A 15,554-nucleotide genomic window follows, 5' to 3' on the forward strand; every position below is an offset into this window, starting at 1 on the left:
CAGCCTTGAAAACGGAAAAATGCGGCGGACCCTGAGGCCCGCCGCAGTGCGGTCGCGAGATCATGGGAGAAAGGGGATCCGATCTCGCGTGCGTACCAGAAGCTGTATCAGAAGAAGCCAAGCGCCTTGGCCGAATAGCTGACCAGCAGGCACTTGGTCTGCTGATAGTGATCGAGCATCATCTTGTGGTTCTCGCGGCCGATGCCCGACTGCTTGTAGCCACCGAATGCGGCATGCGCAGGGTAGAGGTGGTAGCAGTTGGTCCATACGCGCCCGGCCTGGATACCGCGGCCCATCCGGTAGGCGGTCGTGCCGTTGCGCGACCAGACGCCGGCGCCGAGGCCGTAGAGCGTGTCGTTGGCGATCGCGAGCGCGTCGGCTTCGTCCTTGAAGGTCGTCACCGCGACGACGGGTCCGAAGATCTCTTCCTGGAAGACGCGCATCCTGTTGTTACCCTCGATGATCGTGGGCTCCATGTAATACCCGTCGGAGAACTCGCCGTCGTGCTGCGCGCGTTCGCCGCCAGTCAGAATCTTGGCACCTTCCGCCTTGCCGATATCGATGTACGACAGGATCTTCTCGAGCTGGTCGTTCGACGCCTGCGCGCCGATCATCGTCGAGGGATCGAGCGGCGAGCCCATTTTGATCGCCTTCACCCGCTCGATCGCGCGCGCGATGAACTTTTCGTAGATCGATTCCTGGATCAGCACGCGGCTCGGGCAGGTGCAGACCTCGCCCTGATTGAGCGCGAACATCGCGAAGCCTTCGAGACACTTGTCGAAATAATCGTCGTCGGCGTCCATCACGTCGGCGAAGAAGATGTTGGGCGACTTGCCGCCGAGTTCGAGCGTAACGGGGATCAGGTTCTCCGTCGCATATTGCATGATCAGGCGGCCGGTGGTCGTCTCGCCGGTGAACGCGATCTTTGCGATGCGCTTGTTCTGCGCGAGCGGCTTGCCCGCCTCGACGCCGAAGCCGTTGACGACATTCAGCACGCCCGGTGGCAGCAGGTCGCCGATCACGTCCATCAGCACCATGATCGACATCGGCGTCTGCTCGGCGGGTTTCAGCACGACGCAGTTGCCGGCACCCAGCGCAGGTGCGAGCTTCCACACCGCCATCAGGATCGGGAAGTTCCACGGGATGATCTGGCCGACGACGCCCAGCGGCTCGTGAAAATGATAGGCGATCGTATCGTGGTCGATCTCGGAAATGCCGCCTTCCTGCGCGCGGACGCAGCCGGCAAAATAGCGGAAATGGTCGATTGCGAGCGGGATATCGGCGTTGGTCGTCTCGCGGATCGGCTTGCCGTTGTCGATCGTCTCGACCATTGCGAGCAGATCGAGCTTTTCCTCCATCCGGTCGGCGATCTTGTTGAGGATGTTGGCCCTTTCGGCCGGGCTGCTCTTGCCCCAGGCGTCTTTAGCGGCGTGCGCGGCGTCGAGCGCCAGCTCGATGTCCTCGGCGGTGCCGCGCGCGACCTGGCACACCGTCTTGCCGGTGACGGGGGAAGGGTTGTCGAAATACTGCCCCTTGGTCGGCGCGACCCACTCGCCACCGATGTAATTGTCGTATTTCGATCGGATCGCGATCTGGCCCTTCAACTGGTCGAGTGCCTGCTGCAGCATGATAATCCCTCCTCGGTACAATTCGCCCGCGCGTCAGTGGTGGCGGACGAATCTGTGGCTTGCAGCGACCATCGACCTGCTGCGGCGCACGCGCCATTGCACCAAAGGGCAATTGCGGGATCGTGCCGCAGCGTGCGTGAGGGGACGGCAATCGCGGGTCGAGCCGCGCGCGTTTCAGGAGAGTATCGCATGAAGCTTATCATCGCATCACTGGCGGCAACCGTCGTTTTCGCGGCGGCACCCGCATCCGCCAAGGACGTCACCGTCCATATGAAGACCAGCGGGCAGGGGGGCATGATGGTGTTCGAGCCATCTTTCATCAAGGCGCAGCCGGGCGACGTGATCCACTTCGTCCCGACCAACCCGAGCCACAACGCCGAGACGATCCCGACGATGCTGCCTGACGGGGTCGCACCGAGTTCGGGGCTGATGAACAAGGAGTTCGTTCTCCCCGTCACCAAGCCGGGCATCTACGGCATCAAGTGCAAGCCCCATTACGCGATGGGCATGGTCGCGGTCGTCCAGGTCGGCAACGGCCCCTCCGCGAACCTTGCCGCGGCCAAGGCGGTGAAGGTCCCTGGATTGGCCGGCAAGCGCATGGCCGCCGCACTCGCACAGGCGAAGTAAGATGGCCGGTATCCTGCTCGTCAGCTATCCCGTCACTGAAGGCGCACGCTTCGATCGCGCCTATTACACGGACACGCACATGCCGCTCGTGAAGGAGAAATGGGGACCGCTAGGCCTGACCGATGCGTTGGCGTTGTTTCCCGACGACGATGCGCCGGCTGCCGTCGCGGTGGCGGTACTGACCTTCACCGATGGGGCCGTGCGCGATGCGGCGATGTCAGCGCCGGTAGCAGCAGAGGTGTTCGGCGATGTTCCGAACTTCACGACGATAAGCCCCGCGGCGCAACGCCTTACCGGGTGACGTCTTTACCCCTCCCCAGCGAAGGGAGGGGCCCGGGATGGGTAGGTTCGTGACGGGATTGCGCCTGCCCCATACCTACCCATCCCACCCCTCGAGGATGCGCTATTCACGTCCGAACGGCACCGCATCGACCAGCGGTCGCCCGCTTTCGCTCCAACCATCGGTACCGTCCGCATACCAATAGACATGCCCGTACCCCGCCTTCGCCAACCGGCGCGAGGCGTTCCAGCTCATCCAGCAGTCGGCGAGGCAGAACACGATCAGCGGACGCGGATCGCGCTTGCCGCGAAGCGATGCGACGCCCGTTTCGAACCATGCCGCGATGCCGGGATCAACCACCCCGCGCCCCGCTTCGGGAAACCAGTGCGCCCCAGCGATGCTCGGACGCGGCTTGGCCAGCCGCCAGACGCCCGTCGCCGCATCGCGTACGCCACCCTCGGCCGGCATCACGTCGATCAGGATGGCGCGCTTCTTCGTGCGCAGCCGCGCCACGGTCGTCGTATCGATCCTTGGTACGCGCTCGGGGGCGGTCGGAACGATCGCGCGGTAATGCGCGGTGCGGTATCCGGTCGTGGCGTCGATATCGGAGCGAGGAGCGACCGTTTGCGCAGCGACTGCGACCGCGAAAACCAAGATACGAATCACCGCGGCTCTCCTCCCAAAGTCGGATTGTAGCGCATCCCTCTCGTGCGTACCTTTCTACCAAGGTATGAAGACACTTAGCATCTTGCTCGCCGGCCTTTCGGCCTTTTCTGCCACCGCCGGTGCGGCGCTGCCGAAGGACCAGCTCGGCTCGCCGATGTTCGGTTATGTCGGCAAGCAGGTGTTCGGCGAAAACGCGGTCGTCCGGTTCGATCCGCGAGTGAAGGTCGACTTTCCGAAGATCGCGGAAAATCAGCGCTCCTTTCCGGTCCAGGTCGATGCGCGCGGTATACCCGACGTCATGCGGATCGTGATCTTCGCCGATATGAACCCGATCCAGCAATCGATCGATTTCACTCTGGCGAATGCCGAGCCGTTCATCGCGACCCGGATCAAGCTCGATCAGCGCACGCCGGTGCGCGGAGCGGTACAGCTGAAGGACGGCAGCTGGCTCGTCTCGGGTGGCTGGATCGACGCGGCGGGCGGCGGCTGTTCGGCACCACCGGTCAGCCGCGTCAAGGGCGACTGGGCGCAGCATCTCGGCGAGTCCCGCGGGCGGCTTTGGGAAAGTGCCGGTGCTGCGCGTATCATGCTGTCGTTCCGGCATCCGATGGACACCGGCTTCGTCGACAATATCCCGGCCTATTATCTCGAACAGATAAAGGTCACGTCCTCGGGCGGCAGCGCGATCGGCACGGTTCATATGCAGGCGTCGGTTGCCGAGGATCCGGTCCTGACGCTCATGCCCAAGATCAAGCCAGGCGAGTCGGTCTCGTTCGACGGCCGTGACACCAACGGCATCGAATACGCCGGCACCTTGACCGCAGCAACGGTGAATGCAGCAGTGCAGGGAGCAGGTCGCTGATTCACCGACGAGCATTCGTCGGCGGCTGCCTGGCGAGCGTTGCAGCAATGCCGGTCGTGGCAGCCGCGTTTCAATATGGCCTGAAACCGGAGGTCGTCGCCGATGGCATCTGGGTGGTGCGCGGCGCCGACGACGCGATCCTGATGGGCAATGGCGGCGCGATCGCCAACGTCACGATCCTTGATACCGCGGACGGCACAGTGCTGGTCGATGCGGGTCCGTCGCTGCGCTATGGTACCGAGCTGACCGCGCTTGCAAAAAAGCTGACCGGCAAGCCTCTCGCGCGCGTCTATCTGACCCATCTTCACCCCGATCACACCTACGGTGATGCCGCGTTCCAGCCTCCGCAGATCGCCGGGACACCCGCGCTGATCGCCGAGCTCAAAAGCGAAGGGCCGGGCTTTTCGGATGGCATGTACCGCCTGCTGGGCGACTGGATGCGCGGGACCGAGCTGCACATCCCCGGTCATGTGATCGCTACGCCCAGCGAGACGATCGGCGGCCGCACGCTCCGGCTCCTGGCGTTGGCCGGGCACAGCGGCGCAGACCTTGCGATCTATGACGAAGCGACGAGGACGCTGATTGCCGGCGATCTGGTGTTCCACGATCGTGCGCCATCGACGCCGCATGCCGACCTGCCGCACTGGCGTACGTCGCTCGATACGCTGAAGGGGTTGGGACAGCTCCGGGTGATTCCCGGCCATGGGCCGATCGATTCTACGCCGCACGCCGCGATCGACCAGACCCGCGACTGGATAGACTGGATCGATATGGCGTTGACCGACGCGATCCAGGCTGGATTAGATCCAGTCGAAGCCGGCGAGATCGCGATCCCGCCACGCTTCGCTGCGATGAAGGCCGCGCGCTATGAGCTACAGCGGTCGGTGTCGCACTTCTATCCGGGTCTTGAGGAACGATCGCTGCCACTGGTGGGCAAGCGAGCCTAGCGTTCTGCCCTCGTCCGGTCGAGATACAGCTTGCACGGCTTTGTTGTGCCGCGAAGGCGAGAGCCCAGTCTGGAGCCTCGCTTTCGCGGGGAGACATGCTGTTTTCTCGCACAAGACGAGCGCCGACCAAGACCTCAGAACCGCACTTTGGCGCCGACCTGGATCGATCGTGGGGCACCCGGTGCATAGAAGGTCGACGACGTTAATGGCCGTTCGCCGTCGATCACCGGCCCGGCAAACGGTCGCGCGACGAAGTTGCCGCTCGCATCGAACCCGGTCGCGCCCAGTTGCGCGGCGGTCGCATAGCGCTTGTCGAACGCGTTGTTGAGCTGTGCGAAGATCGTCAACTGGCGGGCCGGGCGGATCTCCGCGCCAAAATTGACGACCGCATACGCGTCGGTCTTCCCCTCGCCGAGGTAGTACACCCCGTCGGGCTCATGCTCGTTGTTCTCGTTGCCGCGCGCATACACGCCCGAAATCGCAATCATGTCGGCACTGAGCGATAGCATCTCTACCGGTTTCCAGCGTGCGCCGGCCTTCAAGATGTGTCGCGGGATCAGTGGGACGCGATCACCCTTCTCGATGTCGATCTCGCCTTCGAATCCGGGCGCGACGTGCTCGCTCGAACTGTTGCCCGAGCCGTCGACGGTCTCGCCATTGCGATAGGTCGCGTCGAGCAGCGTGTAGTGGCCGGTCAGGTGAACCGGGCCGACATCGCCGGCGAGATCGACGTCGATACCCTGGCGGCGAGTTTTCCCGAAATTGCGAAAATAGCCGAAGCCCGCGGTATCGTCGGCAACGAACAGGATGTCGTTCCGACTGACAGTGCGGAATGCGCCGAGACGCAGCGCGATACCGTGGAGGTCGGCGTTGATGCCCGTCTCGACGGTGCGCGCAACGACCTGGTCGAGCGGCGGATCGCCCGCCAAGGCGTTGGGCAGGCGGCAGGGGCTCTCGGGGTCCGCGCAGCCAAGTTCGATCGCCGATGGCGCACGGCTGGTCTGGGCGAGCGCCGCATCGATCGCGAAGGTCTCGGTCGGACTCCAGCGCAGCGCGATCGCCGGGTTCACGCGGTCGAACTTGTGGTCGCCGTCGAGCGATCCGGTACCGCCACCGGGTTGAAGCCCATCGCGGTTATGGACGACGGTGTGGTCATAGCGCGCGGACAGGTCGACATGCAGCGTCCGGCTGACGTCGAACGCATCGAGCGCATAGGCGCTGAGCGTGGTCGTGCGGCCGGTCAGGTCGACGCGCGCATCGAACGCGTGTTCGGAGTCCTGCGTCCCATCTGCGAACGCGCCCGCGCCGATAACCGGGACGATGCCGCGGTCGGGCGTGAGATAGCCGAATTGCGACGATTGGACGAACACCGAGCGACCGTTGACGTAGCTCGCGCCTACCGTCAGCGCGTTGAAACCGCCCCCGACTGGCGTCTTCAGCGTCAGCTCACCGGTCGCGCCGAACTCGCGCTGTCGTGTGTTCGAACGGTTGGCGAGCCCGTTGCACTTCTCGTTCGGCTCGCTGTTCAGCAGCACGTTGGCGATGCAGCGCCATCTGGGGAAGGGGGTGTTGGCCTGCGTCTCGCCCGCGACCGGGAAGCCGCTATATCCGGCCACGGTCAGTGCGGCGCGTTCGGCGGCGCTGGGTTGATACAGGTTCTCGCCGAGTGCATCGTCGTTGATGTCGCCGTTGAACGTGCGCGTCCTGATGCTGCGGAAAAATGCGTTGCCGGCAAAGGAGAGAACGTCGGAAAACCGGTGGTCGCCCGTGAGGTTGATCAGGTACGCGGTGTTCCGGGTAGTGTCGGGATAGGTGTAGACGCTGGACCGATCACGTTCGAGCAGGCGCTGGTCCTGTAGCCCGTTGCCGTTGAGGTCGGTATTCGCATAGCTTCCCGACAGCGCGACGTTGGTTTTCGTATCAGACCAGCCAAGCTTGCCGAATGCCTGCCCCGCCTCCGACCGCGAGACATCGCGCCAGCCGTCCTCGGCAAAATAATCGCTACTCAGGAACCAGTTGAAACCGCTGTCGGCATTGCCGCCGGCCTGCACCTCGACGGTACGGCGATCGAATGATCCATAGCTCGCCTCGATCTCGACACCGGGGTCGGATTTGCCATCCTTGGTCCGGACAGAGATCGCACCACCCAGCGAATTACGCCCGAACAGCGGGTTTGATCCTGGCACCAGAGTCATCGAACGGATTGCGGATTTGGGGATAAGGTCCCAACTGACGACGTCGCCGAACGGTTGGTTGACGCGGACGCCGTCGACATAGACCGACAGCCCCTGCGGCGTGCCGAGCAGCGGCGATGCGGTGAAGCCGCGATAGTTTATATCGGGCTGCAACGGGTTGTTCTGGATGTCGTTGACGAACACGCCGCCCGCCATCCGCTTCAGATAGTCGGTGATGTCGGTCGCGTGCGCGGCCTCGATCTCCTCGTCGCTGGTGGTCTGTGCGGGGAAGGGCAGCGTCCCTTCGCCGACGTCGGACAGCGGGGTCGCAGTCACGATGATTTCGGGGGAGAGGCCTGTCTGCGTTTGCGGCTGCGCGTGGCCAGCGGCCGGCATGACAATCAGGGCGACACCGGCCAGCCAACGGAAACGGGTCTTCATGCTGCATCCCCCCAACGCCTGCGATCTGCGTCGCTGAGGAAACGATAACTTGGCTGATCGACACTTGCCTGAGATCGGTCTCAGGTTACGTCATACCTTGGTCGATGGCACTAGCCGGAAGCCACGACCGCGCAGTGTCTCGATCGCCGGCGCTCCGCGAAGTTCGCCCAGTCGGCGGCGAAGATAGCCGATATAGACGTCGAGCGCGTTGTCGCTGATCCCGGCATCTGCGCCCCAGACAGCAGCGGCCAGCGCCACTCGTGTCGCAGTGCCGCCATTGGCCGCGACGAGCCGCTGCAGCAGGTCGAACTCACGCCGGCTTAGCGCGAGCGGGCGGTCGTCGACCAGCGCATGCCGCGAAATCGGGTCGAGCGCGAGATTGGCGTAGCGCATTGGCGGCGGTGCGGCGCCCGCTCCCCGACGGACGATCGCCGCCAGTCGCGCGACGAGTTCTTCGAATGCGAACGGCTTGGGGAGATAATCGTCCGCCCCGCTGTCGAACCCGTCGAGCCGGTCCTGTAACGTTCCTCGCGCCGTCAACATCAGGATCGGCACCCGGATCCCGTCTTCACGCAGGGCCCGGCAAAGGTCCATCCCGTCACGGTCGGGAAGGCCCACGTCGAGCAGTGCGGCGGCAAATCCGCCGGTTCGCAGCATCGTCGGCACCTCCCGCGCCGCGCGTTCCCAGGCAACCTCATACCCGCGCGCGGTCAGTCCGCGGCTGACGAAACGGCCGATGCCGGCATCGTCCTCGACCAACAGGATCTTCATACTGGTACCAAGGGAAGGTCGATCGTCACGGTACAGCCGACGCTCAGGCCATTGGCGAGCGCGTTGGCGGCATGGATCGATCCGTCATGCTGCTCGACGACCCACCGCGCGAGTGACAGGCCGAGCCCGGTGCCGCCCCGCGATCGCCCCGCATCCCCCTGGTAATAGGCGTCGAAGATCCGCGGCAAAGCCTCGTCCGCCACGCCCGATCCCTGATCCACCACATCGATCCGCGCCGCATCATCATTGGTCGTGAGCCGTACAGTAACGGTTCCCCCGAATGGCGAAAACTTTACCGCGTTATCGACGATTGCAAGCACCGCCTGTTGCAGCCACCGCGCGTCGCCCCGCACAGTCAGCGGCGGCACCATAGTCTCGACCGCCAGCGCTACCTCGGCCGAGCGCGCATAACCACGTGCGGCGTCGCCCGCCCCCTCTACCAGCGTCGCCAGATCGATCAGCTCGCGCGCGAGTTGAAGCTGACCGTCATCCGCGCGCGCCAAGGCTAGCAATTCAGCGATCCGGTGTTCGAGAAACTCGGCATTAGCGACGACGTGCCCGAGCGCCTCGCGCAGTGCACGTGGCTCGGCAGCGAAATCGGCCAGCGCTACTTCCGCTTCTCCCCGCATCACGGTGATCGGAGTCCGCATTTCATGGCTGGCTTTTGCAAAGAACAGCCGACGCGATTGATCGATCATGGCAAGTTCCGCCGTCTTCTCCGAAACTTCATTGGCGAGCTGGCGATTGGCTGCGATCAACCCCAACGCTCCCAGCAACGCTGATCCGCCTGCCACCAGCACGAGTAGCACGGCTAGGATCGTCGTTCGCGCCCGCAGCCGGATCATGTCCGCGCCGATCCGCGCGGCTTCTGTGCGTTCCCGTGCGACGATGCGGGAGACCAGGTCCGCGAGTTCGCCGCGCCGCTTCGGATCGCCGGCCAGCACAGCGAGATGGTCCGCATCCACCGCCTCACGCACCTGCGCTGCGTGTTCGGCGGAAGCGGTAGGTAACAGCGCCGTCTCGGTGCGGATCAATCGTGCATAGGCGTGGAGATGCGGGCGCAGCGCCGCAGCGTCCCCGGTGTTTGCCAGCGTTTCGATCCGCGACACGGCCGCAAGCTGCGCCTGCGCGATTCCGGCGCGGTCAAAGTTCCGTCCCGCACTCGCAAGGCTTAGGATGAACGCCGTCGCCAACGCTGCCAGTGATACCAACAGCGCAATGGAACACAGCGCAGCGAGCGTTAGTGGCTGACGTAGGCGAGTTTCAATCGACATGGCCCGATCCTAGTCGTCGCGCGCCGCCGAACAAGAAGGAGCATATTGAACTAACGCACAAGGAGGCTGCCTCTGACGGCTCTACCTTAGGTACTGTCATTCAATCTCGGCGCAACGTTCCACCTGCGAAAATACCAGCCTGTTCAAATCGTTAACGACGTCATCCAGTCAATATCTCTTCGATACGCGGGCAGGACGGCGTGGTAAAGTGGTCTTCGTTCATGAATTGATCTTCGATTTTGGTGGAAAGCGGCCCGTCTAAGCGGACGTTCGTTCATTCGATGGGGCAAGGTGGCTAATCGGCCGTTTCTGGTGATAGCGGCCCGTCCGTTACCGGGCGGCAGTCGGCGGTAAGCAGCGGTTCGTTCACGTAGCAGAGCTAGGCTGAGAGGCTGCGAGTGATGGATTGCTTGATGGTCGTATGGCTCCGAACAGGCGAGGTCCCCCTGGCGACACGACGCGCTTGACTAACTACGGGTAACCCGTACATGTTCTGGCATGCAGTCGGTCATCGAAACCAATGCCTACCTTGCGGCGGCAAAGGACGTGGGCATGAGTGCCGAGGAACAGCAGATGGTGGTCGACCTGATTGCTGCCAATCCGGAAGCCGGTGAGATCATGCCGGGGTGTGGCGGGGCCCGTAAGTTACGGGTAGCGCGGCCGGGCGGCGGTAAATCTGGCGGGTATCGGGTCATCACCTACTATGCGGGCATCGATGTGCCGACGTTCCTGCTGACGGTGTTTGGTAAGAACGAAAAGGCTACCCTGACTAAGGCCGAGCGTAATGCCCTTGCAGCTTTCACCAAGACGCTGACTGACAGCCTTAGGAGGAAAAAATGAAGAGTGCCTTCGACAAGATCGCAGCTGGGCTCACTGACGCTATCGCTCATGCCAATGGGGAAACGGGTCACGCAAGGGTAGCGGCACCCATTGATGTGGCCGCGATCCGCAAACGTACGGGTAAGACACAGGATCAGTTTGCCCGCGCATACCATCTCCCGCTGGGTACAGTGCGGGACTGGGAGCAGAGCCGCAGCCAGCCAGATGCGCCAGCGCGAGTCCTGTTGTCGCTGATCAAAGCTGAACCAGACACCATCGAGCAGCTCGTTCAGCGGGCGTAGCGTCCTGAACAAGAACGCAATGGCGATGATGTTTGCCAGCAGTATGGCAAAGTGGCGGCAGCGTTCGACACGCGGGTCAGAAGTTACCGAGAGAGCCCTATGCTACGCTTAATCCACACCGCAGACTGGCAGCTGGGCAAGCCGTACGGTCGCTTCGACAGCGAAGTCCGCGCAGCGCTCAGCGAAGCGCGCTTTGACGCGATCGATGCGATCGGCAAGGCAGCGGTCGAGCATGGTGCCGCGCATGTTCTGGTCGCTGGAGACGTGTTCGATACCGAGGGTCCCGAAGATCGCGTCATTGTGCAGGCAGTGTCGCGGATGCAGCGATATGCCTGCACGTGGTGGCTGCTCCCCGGCAATCACGACTTCGCCCGTAACAGTGGTCTGTGGGACCGTGTTCGCGCCAAGGGGGCGGCGAACATCCGGATCGTCACGGAGCCCGTGCCGTGCGAGCTGGATCCCGGACACTGGCTCCTGCCAGCACCGCTGACGCACCGGCACAACTTCGATGATCCAACCGCCTTGTTCGACACCATGGAGACTCCGGGCGCGACACTACGCATTGGCTTGGCCCATGGTTCGATCCGTGACTTTTCGTCGCGCGGTGAGGCGCAAAACCAGATCGCTCCCGATCGCGCACAGCGCTCCAGCCTGGACTATCTGGCACTCGGTGACTGGCACGGAGCGCTGCGGGTCGATGCGCGAACCTGGTACTCTGGCACACCGGAAACAGATCGCTTCCAGCGCGACGAACCGGGATATGCCTTGCTCGTGACGCTTGAGCCAGGCGCGGAACCGGTCGTGTCACCGATCCGCACGGGCAGGTTCCAATGGCTGATGCGGGATTGGACGATCCCGGACGCGGACGGCTTCGTAGCCGAGTGCGATCGGCTGCTCGGCCCGATCGAACCGTCGGCGACGCTCCTGCAGCTGTCGCTGGCCGGGATCGTCAGCCTCTCCGACCGGATTGCGATCCTTGGTAGGCTCGACAATGACCTGCGTCATCGCCTGCGCCATCTGGCGGTTGCGGCAGATGATCTGGTCGGTCGGCCGAGCGAGCAGGATCTGGCAGATCTTCAGGTGGAGGGCATGATCGGAACGGCTGCCGCAAAACTGATGAGCATGATCGAGGTCGGGGGTAACGACGGCGTTACGGCCAAGCGGGCGCTCGAGCGCCTCTTCGTGGAATATCAGCGCGGAAAGGACGCAGCATGAGCCTCAAGATCCGGCGCATCGCGCTGTCCAACTTCCGCAAGTTCCGTGATCCATTCGTTCTCGATGGGCTCACCGACGGCTTGAACGTCATCATCGAGCCCAACGAGACCGGCAAGTCGACACTGCTGGAAGCCATGCGCGCGGCCTTCTTCATTCGGCACAACACAGCCAACCGCCTGGCGCGGAGCTATGCGCCGCACGGCGAGGCGGTCGCCCCGCAGATCGAAATCGGCTTCGAGGCGAGAGGCGAGGAGTGGCAGGTCAGCAAGCGCTTCCTGAAAGGTGCGTCGGTCGAGGTGCGTGGCCCGAACGGCCGGGCACAAGGCGAAGATGCCGAAGCCCAGCTGCAGGCATTGCTCGGCGCGCGGCGTGACACGAGCCAAGCCGGCGACGCGGCCGCACACGGCGCGCTGGGGCTGCTTTGGGTAGGGCAGGCGCAGGCGCTCGAAGTCAGTGCCCCAGGCGACATCGTCCGCGACAGCGTGCGCGCGACGCTGGAGGCTGAGGTTGGCGCAATTATGGGCGGCGCAGCCTACCAGCGTGTCCGGCCCCGGATCGACAGCCAGTTCGCAGACTATTGGACCAACACCGGCCGGCCTAGTGGTCGGCAGACGGCAGCGCGCGCTGAGCATGACGCTGCCGAGAGCGCTGCGACGGAGGCGGCAACTCGGCTTGCCGCGCTCGAGCAGGGCTTCTCCGATCTTGAAGCCGCTCGGGCCAGGCTGAAGGTGCTGGACCGTGATCTTGCCGATACGACGGACGCAGAACGACGAAAGGTTCTGGTTGGTCAGATCGACGTGGCGCGGTCCGCTGCGCAGTTGCGCGATACCAGGCGGGCCGAGCAAGGCCGCCTTGCTGATCAGGTCAGGGGACTCGAGGATCTCACCGCGCGTCTCGCCGATGCTCGGAAGGCTGTCAGCAACACGTCCGCAGCGCTTGCCCTGGCGCGTGAGAAACGATCCGGCCTGGAAGAGGAATTGACCAGCACGCGTGAGCGAGCGGGTACGGCGCGTGATCGGCTGACGACGGCACGCAACAACCGGCGCAACGCGCATGCCGCACTCGAGGCTGGCACCAAATCGGTTGCGGCGCGAGCACGCCACATCGAAGACGGCCGAGCCCGCCAGCGACACGCCGAACTGCTTCCGCTCGAAGCCGAACTGGAGGCAGCGCGTGAGCTTGGTAGGACCGTGATCCCGCCTAGCGTCCTGAAGGCGCTGGAGGAACGCGAACGCGCTGTCGACAAGGCGCGCGCGGCCGTCGAGGCCGGTGCGACCCGGGTCGAGTTCGCAGGCAATGTCAGCGGCGTTCGGATCGATGGAATGGCGGTCGAGCGCGGTGACCAGACGCTATCGCGTGAAACGCGCATCCAGCTTGGCGAGGCTGAGTTGATCATTCGACCGCCAGCTGGGCTGCAAAGCGCCGAAACGGCTCTCGCCAACGCCCGCGATGATCTGGGCGCCGCGTTGGCCGACCACGGGGTGACGAGTGTCGCCGACGCGCGGTCACGTAATGAGGTCGCACGTGATGCTGTTGCGAACGTGCGGACACTTGAAGCGCGGATATCTGGAATCACGCCGGCCGTGGCGTTGCTCGGTCTCGACGCCGGTGCTTCGGCCCTGAAGACATTCATGGCAGGATTGCCGGCAAGCACTGAAAGGGAGGGCAGTGAGGAAGGACCCGACGTCGACGCGTTGAGCGTGATCGCGGCGGAGGCGAATTCAGCGCTCGCAAGGGCGGAGGGCGTCGATGAGGCAGCGTCTGCGCAACTGCGCGAGCTGGAGGCGCGCAATGCGCCGCTGATGGTTCAGGCGGCTAGCGCAGAGCGTGATGCCGCCAACGCCGGAGCGCAGCTGGCTGCTCTGGAAGGCAAGTCTGAGGTAGATCGTCTGGATGAGGCTTTGCTGGATGCACGTCAGCGGGAAGCGGCAGCGCTGGTTAGTCTGCAGGACGCCGAACGTGCTGCGACAGCGCATGACGTAGCGGCGATCGAACGCCAGATCGGGGTGTTGGACAAACGTGTCGAGGTCGCCCGGACGCAGCGGATCGATCTGGAGAAGGCGGTCGCCGGGCTCGAGGCGCGGATCGAGGCGGAAGGGGGCAAGGGACTGGCGGACCGCGCTGCTGCTGCGCGAGAAGAAGCGGATGCTGCGGCCGCCAACCTGACGCGCGTGACGCAGGAGGCAGAAACGTTGAAGCTTCTTCGCGACACGCTGGAAGGTGCGCGTGCAGAGACTTCACGGACGTTCGTCGGGCCGGTTGCGCGGCGTGCGCGCCGGCACATCGAGCGGCTCTTGCCTGGCTGCGACCCGAGCTTTGGGGATGATCTGGGCCTCGCATCGATCGTGCGTGCCGGACTTGGCGAAAACTGCGGTGACCTTTCCCGTGGCACCCAGGAGCAGCTTTCGGTGCTCACTCGGCTGGCCTTCGCGGACATGCTGCTGGAGCAGGGTTTACCGGTGTCGCTGATCCTGGACGACCCGCTCGTCTATTCCGACGATACCCGCTTAGATCTGATGACCGAGATCCTGACTGACGCCGCAACGCGGATGCAGGTTATAATTCTGACCTGTCGCGATCGTGCCTTTCGACATTTAGGCAACCGCAGAACGCTAGGGTCACGACTCATTGATCAGAGCCAGAAGATGACGGTGGCGGCGAGCGCGATAGCGGAAAAGAAGACGGTCGGGCATCGATCGTAGCGGGTAGCGACGATCGCGCAGCCCCCCTTTTGCGGCTCGTTTTAGGCAACCGCAGAACGCTAGGGTCACGACTCATTGATCAGAGCCAGAAGATGACGGTGGCGGCGAGCGCGATAGCGGAAAAGAAGACGGTCGGGCATCGATCGTAGCGGGTAGCGACGCGGCGCCAGTCCTTCAGACGACCGAACATAATCTCGATACGGCTCCGGCTTCGGTAGCGGCGCTTGTCATATTTGACGGGGATGATCCGGGATTTTCGCCCCGGAATGCATGGCGTTATGCCCTTTGCCTGAAGGGCGTCCCTGTACCAGTCTGCGTCATAGCCGCGGTCGCCCAGCATCCACTGCGCCTTGGGTAGATCATCAAGCAGCGCGGCAGCGCCGGTGTAGTCGCTGACCTGGCCCCCGGTCATGAAGAAGCTGAGCGGTCTGCCTTCAGCATCGGTGACGGCGTGCAGCTTCGTATTCATACCGCCTTTGGTGCGACCGATGAGGCGCCCAAGGCCCCCTTTTTAACCCGCAGGCTGGACGCCGTGCGGTGCGCCTTCAGATAGGTCGCGTCGATCATGATCGTCTTCGGCGTGGCGCTCGCGGCCGCCAGTCCTTCCATTATGCGGAGGAAGACACCTCTTTCGCCCCATCGCTTCCACCGGTTGTAGAGCGTCTTGTGTGGGCCATACTCCCGAGGGGCATCGCACCATCGTAGCCCGTTGCGGTTGACGAAAACGATGCCGCTCAACACTCGCCGGTCATCAACCCGGGGCTTGCCGTGGCTCTTGGGAAAATACGGTTCGAGCCGCGCCATCTGCTCGTCAGTCAGCCAGTACAGGTCGCTCATCCTCGATCT

Annotated in this window: 14 protein-coding genes; 8 read left to right on the top strand and 6 right to left on the bottom strand. The window is 63.8% G+C overall.

What is annotated here, in order from left to right:
• Positions 1-107 precede the first annotated feature (107 nt).
• Positions 108-1,628 (bottom strand): aldehyde dehydrogenase, encoded by a 1,521-nt coding sequence (gene adh / locus ASE72_RS18680; protein ID WP_056025322.1) that lies wholly within the window; start codon positions 1,626-1,628, stop codon positions 108-110.
• A gap of 189 nt (positions 1,629-1,817) precedes the next feature.
• On the opposite strand from adh, the gene ASE72_RS18685 reads away from it, so the two are divergent.
• Positions 1,818-2,255: a pseudoazurin gene (locus ASE72_RS18685; protein WP_031441031.1), complete on the top strand. Its 438-nt coding sequence runs from the start codon at positions 1,818-1,820 to the stop codon at positions 2,253-2,255.
• Position 2,256: 1 nt separating this feature from the next.
• Complete coding sequence (locus ASE72_RS18690; RefSeq protein ID WP_031441032.1) at positions 2,257-2,556, top strand: EthD family reductase; 300 nt, start codon at positions 2,257-2,259, stop codon at positions 2,554-2,556.
• A gap of 102 nt (positions 2,557-2,658) precedes the next feature.
• Here the strand turns inward: ASE72_RS18690 and ASE72_RS18695 are convergent, their stop codons facing one another.
• Entirely contained in the window at positions 2,659-3,201 is a 543-nt protein-coding gene (locus ASE72_RS18695; RefSeq protein ID WP_082446289.1) for a hypothetical protein, read from the bottom strand.
• Between the two features lie 64 nt (positions 3,202-3,265).
• On the opposite strand from ASE72_RS18695, the gene ASE72_RS18700 reads away from it, so the two are divergent.
• The gene (locus ASE72_RS18700) at positions 3,266-4,063 is read left to right on the top strand and encodes a quinoprotein dehydrogenase-associated SoxYZ-like carrier (RefSeq protein ID WP_042467285.1); all 798 of its coding nucleotides are present in this window, start codon (positions 3,266-3,268) and stop codon (positions 4,061-4,063) included.
• A 47-nt stretch (positions 4,064-4,110) separates the two neighbouring features.
• Positions 4,111-5,010 carry a quinoprotein relay system zinc metallohydrolase 1 gene (locus tag ASE72_RS18705; RefSeq protein WP_056025325.1) on the top strand — a complete coding sequence of 300 codons (900 nt, stop codon included), beginning with the start codon at positions 4,111-4,113 and terminating at the stop codon, positions 5,008-5,010.
• A gap of 134 nt (positions 5,011-5,144) precedes the next feature.
• Here the strand turns inward: ASE72_RS18705 and ASE72_RS18710 are convergent, their stop codons facing one another.
• From ASE72_RS18710 to ASE72_RS18720, 3 genes are all read right to left on the bottom strand, one after another.
• Positions 5,145-7,625 (bottom strand): TonB-dependent receptor, encoded by a 2,481-nt coding sequence (locus ASE72_RS18710; protein WP_056025328.1) that lies wholly within the window; start codon positions 7,623-7,625, stop codon positions 5,145-5,147.
• 90 nt (positions 7,626-7,715) lie between these two features.
• Positions 7,716-8,396, bottom strand: coding sequence for a response regulator transcription factor (locus ASE72_RS18715; RefSeq protein WP_056025331.1), 681 nt, complete (start codon positions 8,394-8,396; stop codon positions 7,716-7,718).
• Complete coding sequence (locus ASE72_RS18720) at positions 8,393-9,670, bottom strand: sensor histidine kinase (protein ID WP_081874322.1); 1,278 nt, start codon at positions 9,668-9,670, stop codon at positions 8,393-8,395. Before ASE72_RS18720 ends, ASE72_RS18715 begins: the two co-directional genes overlap by 4 nt.
• 498 nt (positions 9,671-10,168) lie before the next feature.
• Between ASE72_RS18720 and ASE72_RS18725 the strand changes: the two genes are divergently transcribed.
• The 4 genes from ASE72_RS18725 (at position 10,169) to ASE72_RS21245 (ending at position 14,708) form a co-directional block, all read left to right on the top strand.
• Positions 10,169-10,510: a type II toxin-antitoxin system RelE/ParE family toxin gene (locus ASE72_RS18725; RefSeq protein ID WP_056025334.1), complete on the top strand. Its 342-nt coding sequence runs from the start codon at positions 10,169-10,171 to the stop codon at positions 10,508-10,510.
• Positions 10,507-10,791: a helix-turn-helix domain-containing protein gene (locus ASE72_RS18730; protein WP_056025336.1), complete on the top strand. Its 285-nt coding sequence runs from the start codon at positions 10,507-10,509 to the stop codon at positions 10,789-10,791. The genes ASE72_RS18725 and ASE72_RS18730 overlap by 4 nt, the downstream gene beginning before the upstream one ends.
• Positions 10,792-10,890: 99 nt before the next feature.
• Positions 10,891-12,006 (top strand): metallophosphoesterase, encoded by a 1,116-nt coding sequence (locus ASE72_RS18735; RefSeq protein ID WP_056025339.1) that lies wholly within the window; start codon positions 10,891-10,893, stop codon positions 12,004-12,006.
• Positions 12,003-14,708, top strand: coding sequence for an AAA family ATPase (locus ASE72_RS21245; protein ID WP_056025343.1), 2,706 nt, complete (start codon positions 12,003-12,005; stop codon positions 14,706-14,708). The genes ASE72_RS18735 and ASE72_RS21245 overlap by 4 nt, the downstream gene beginning before the upstream one ends.
• 79 nt (positions 14,709-14,787) lie before the next feature.
• Here ASE72_RS21245 and ASE72_RS19900 read toward each other — a convergent pair.
• A protein-coding gene (locus ASE72_RS19900; protein WP_156350673.1) for an IS5 family transposase occupies positions 14,788-15,545 on the bottom strand; the annotation gives its coding sequence in 2 pieces (ribosomal slippage) (positions 14,788-15,221 and positions 15,221-15,545; 759 coding nt in all).
• Positions 15,546-15,554 lie beyond the last annotated feature (9 nt).

The sequence above is a fragment of the Sphingomonas sp. Leaf20 genome, assembly GCF_001421535.1.
In the GTDB taxonomy this organism is placed as follows: Bacteria; Pseudomonadota; Alphaproteobacteria; order Sphingomonadales; family Sphingomonadaceae; genus Sphingomonas.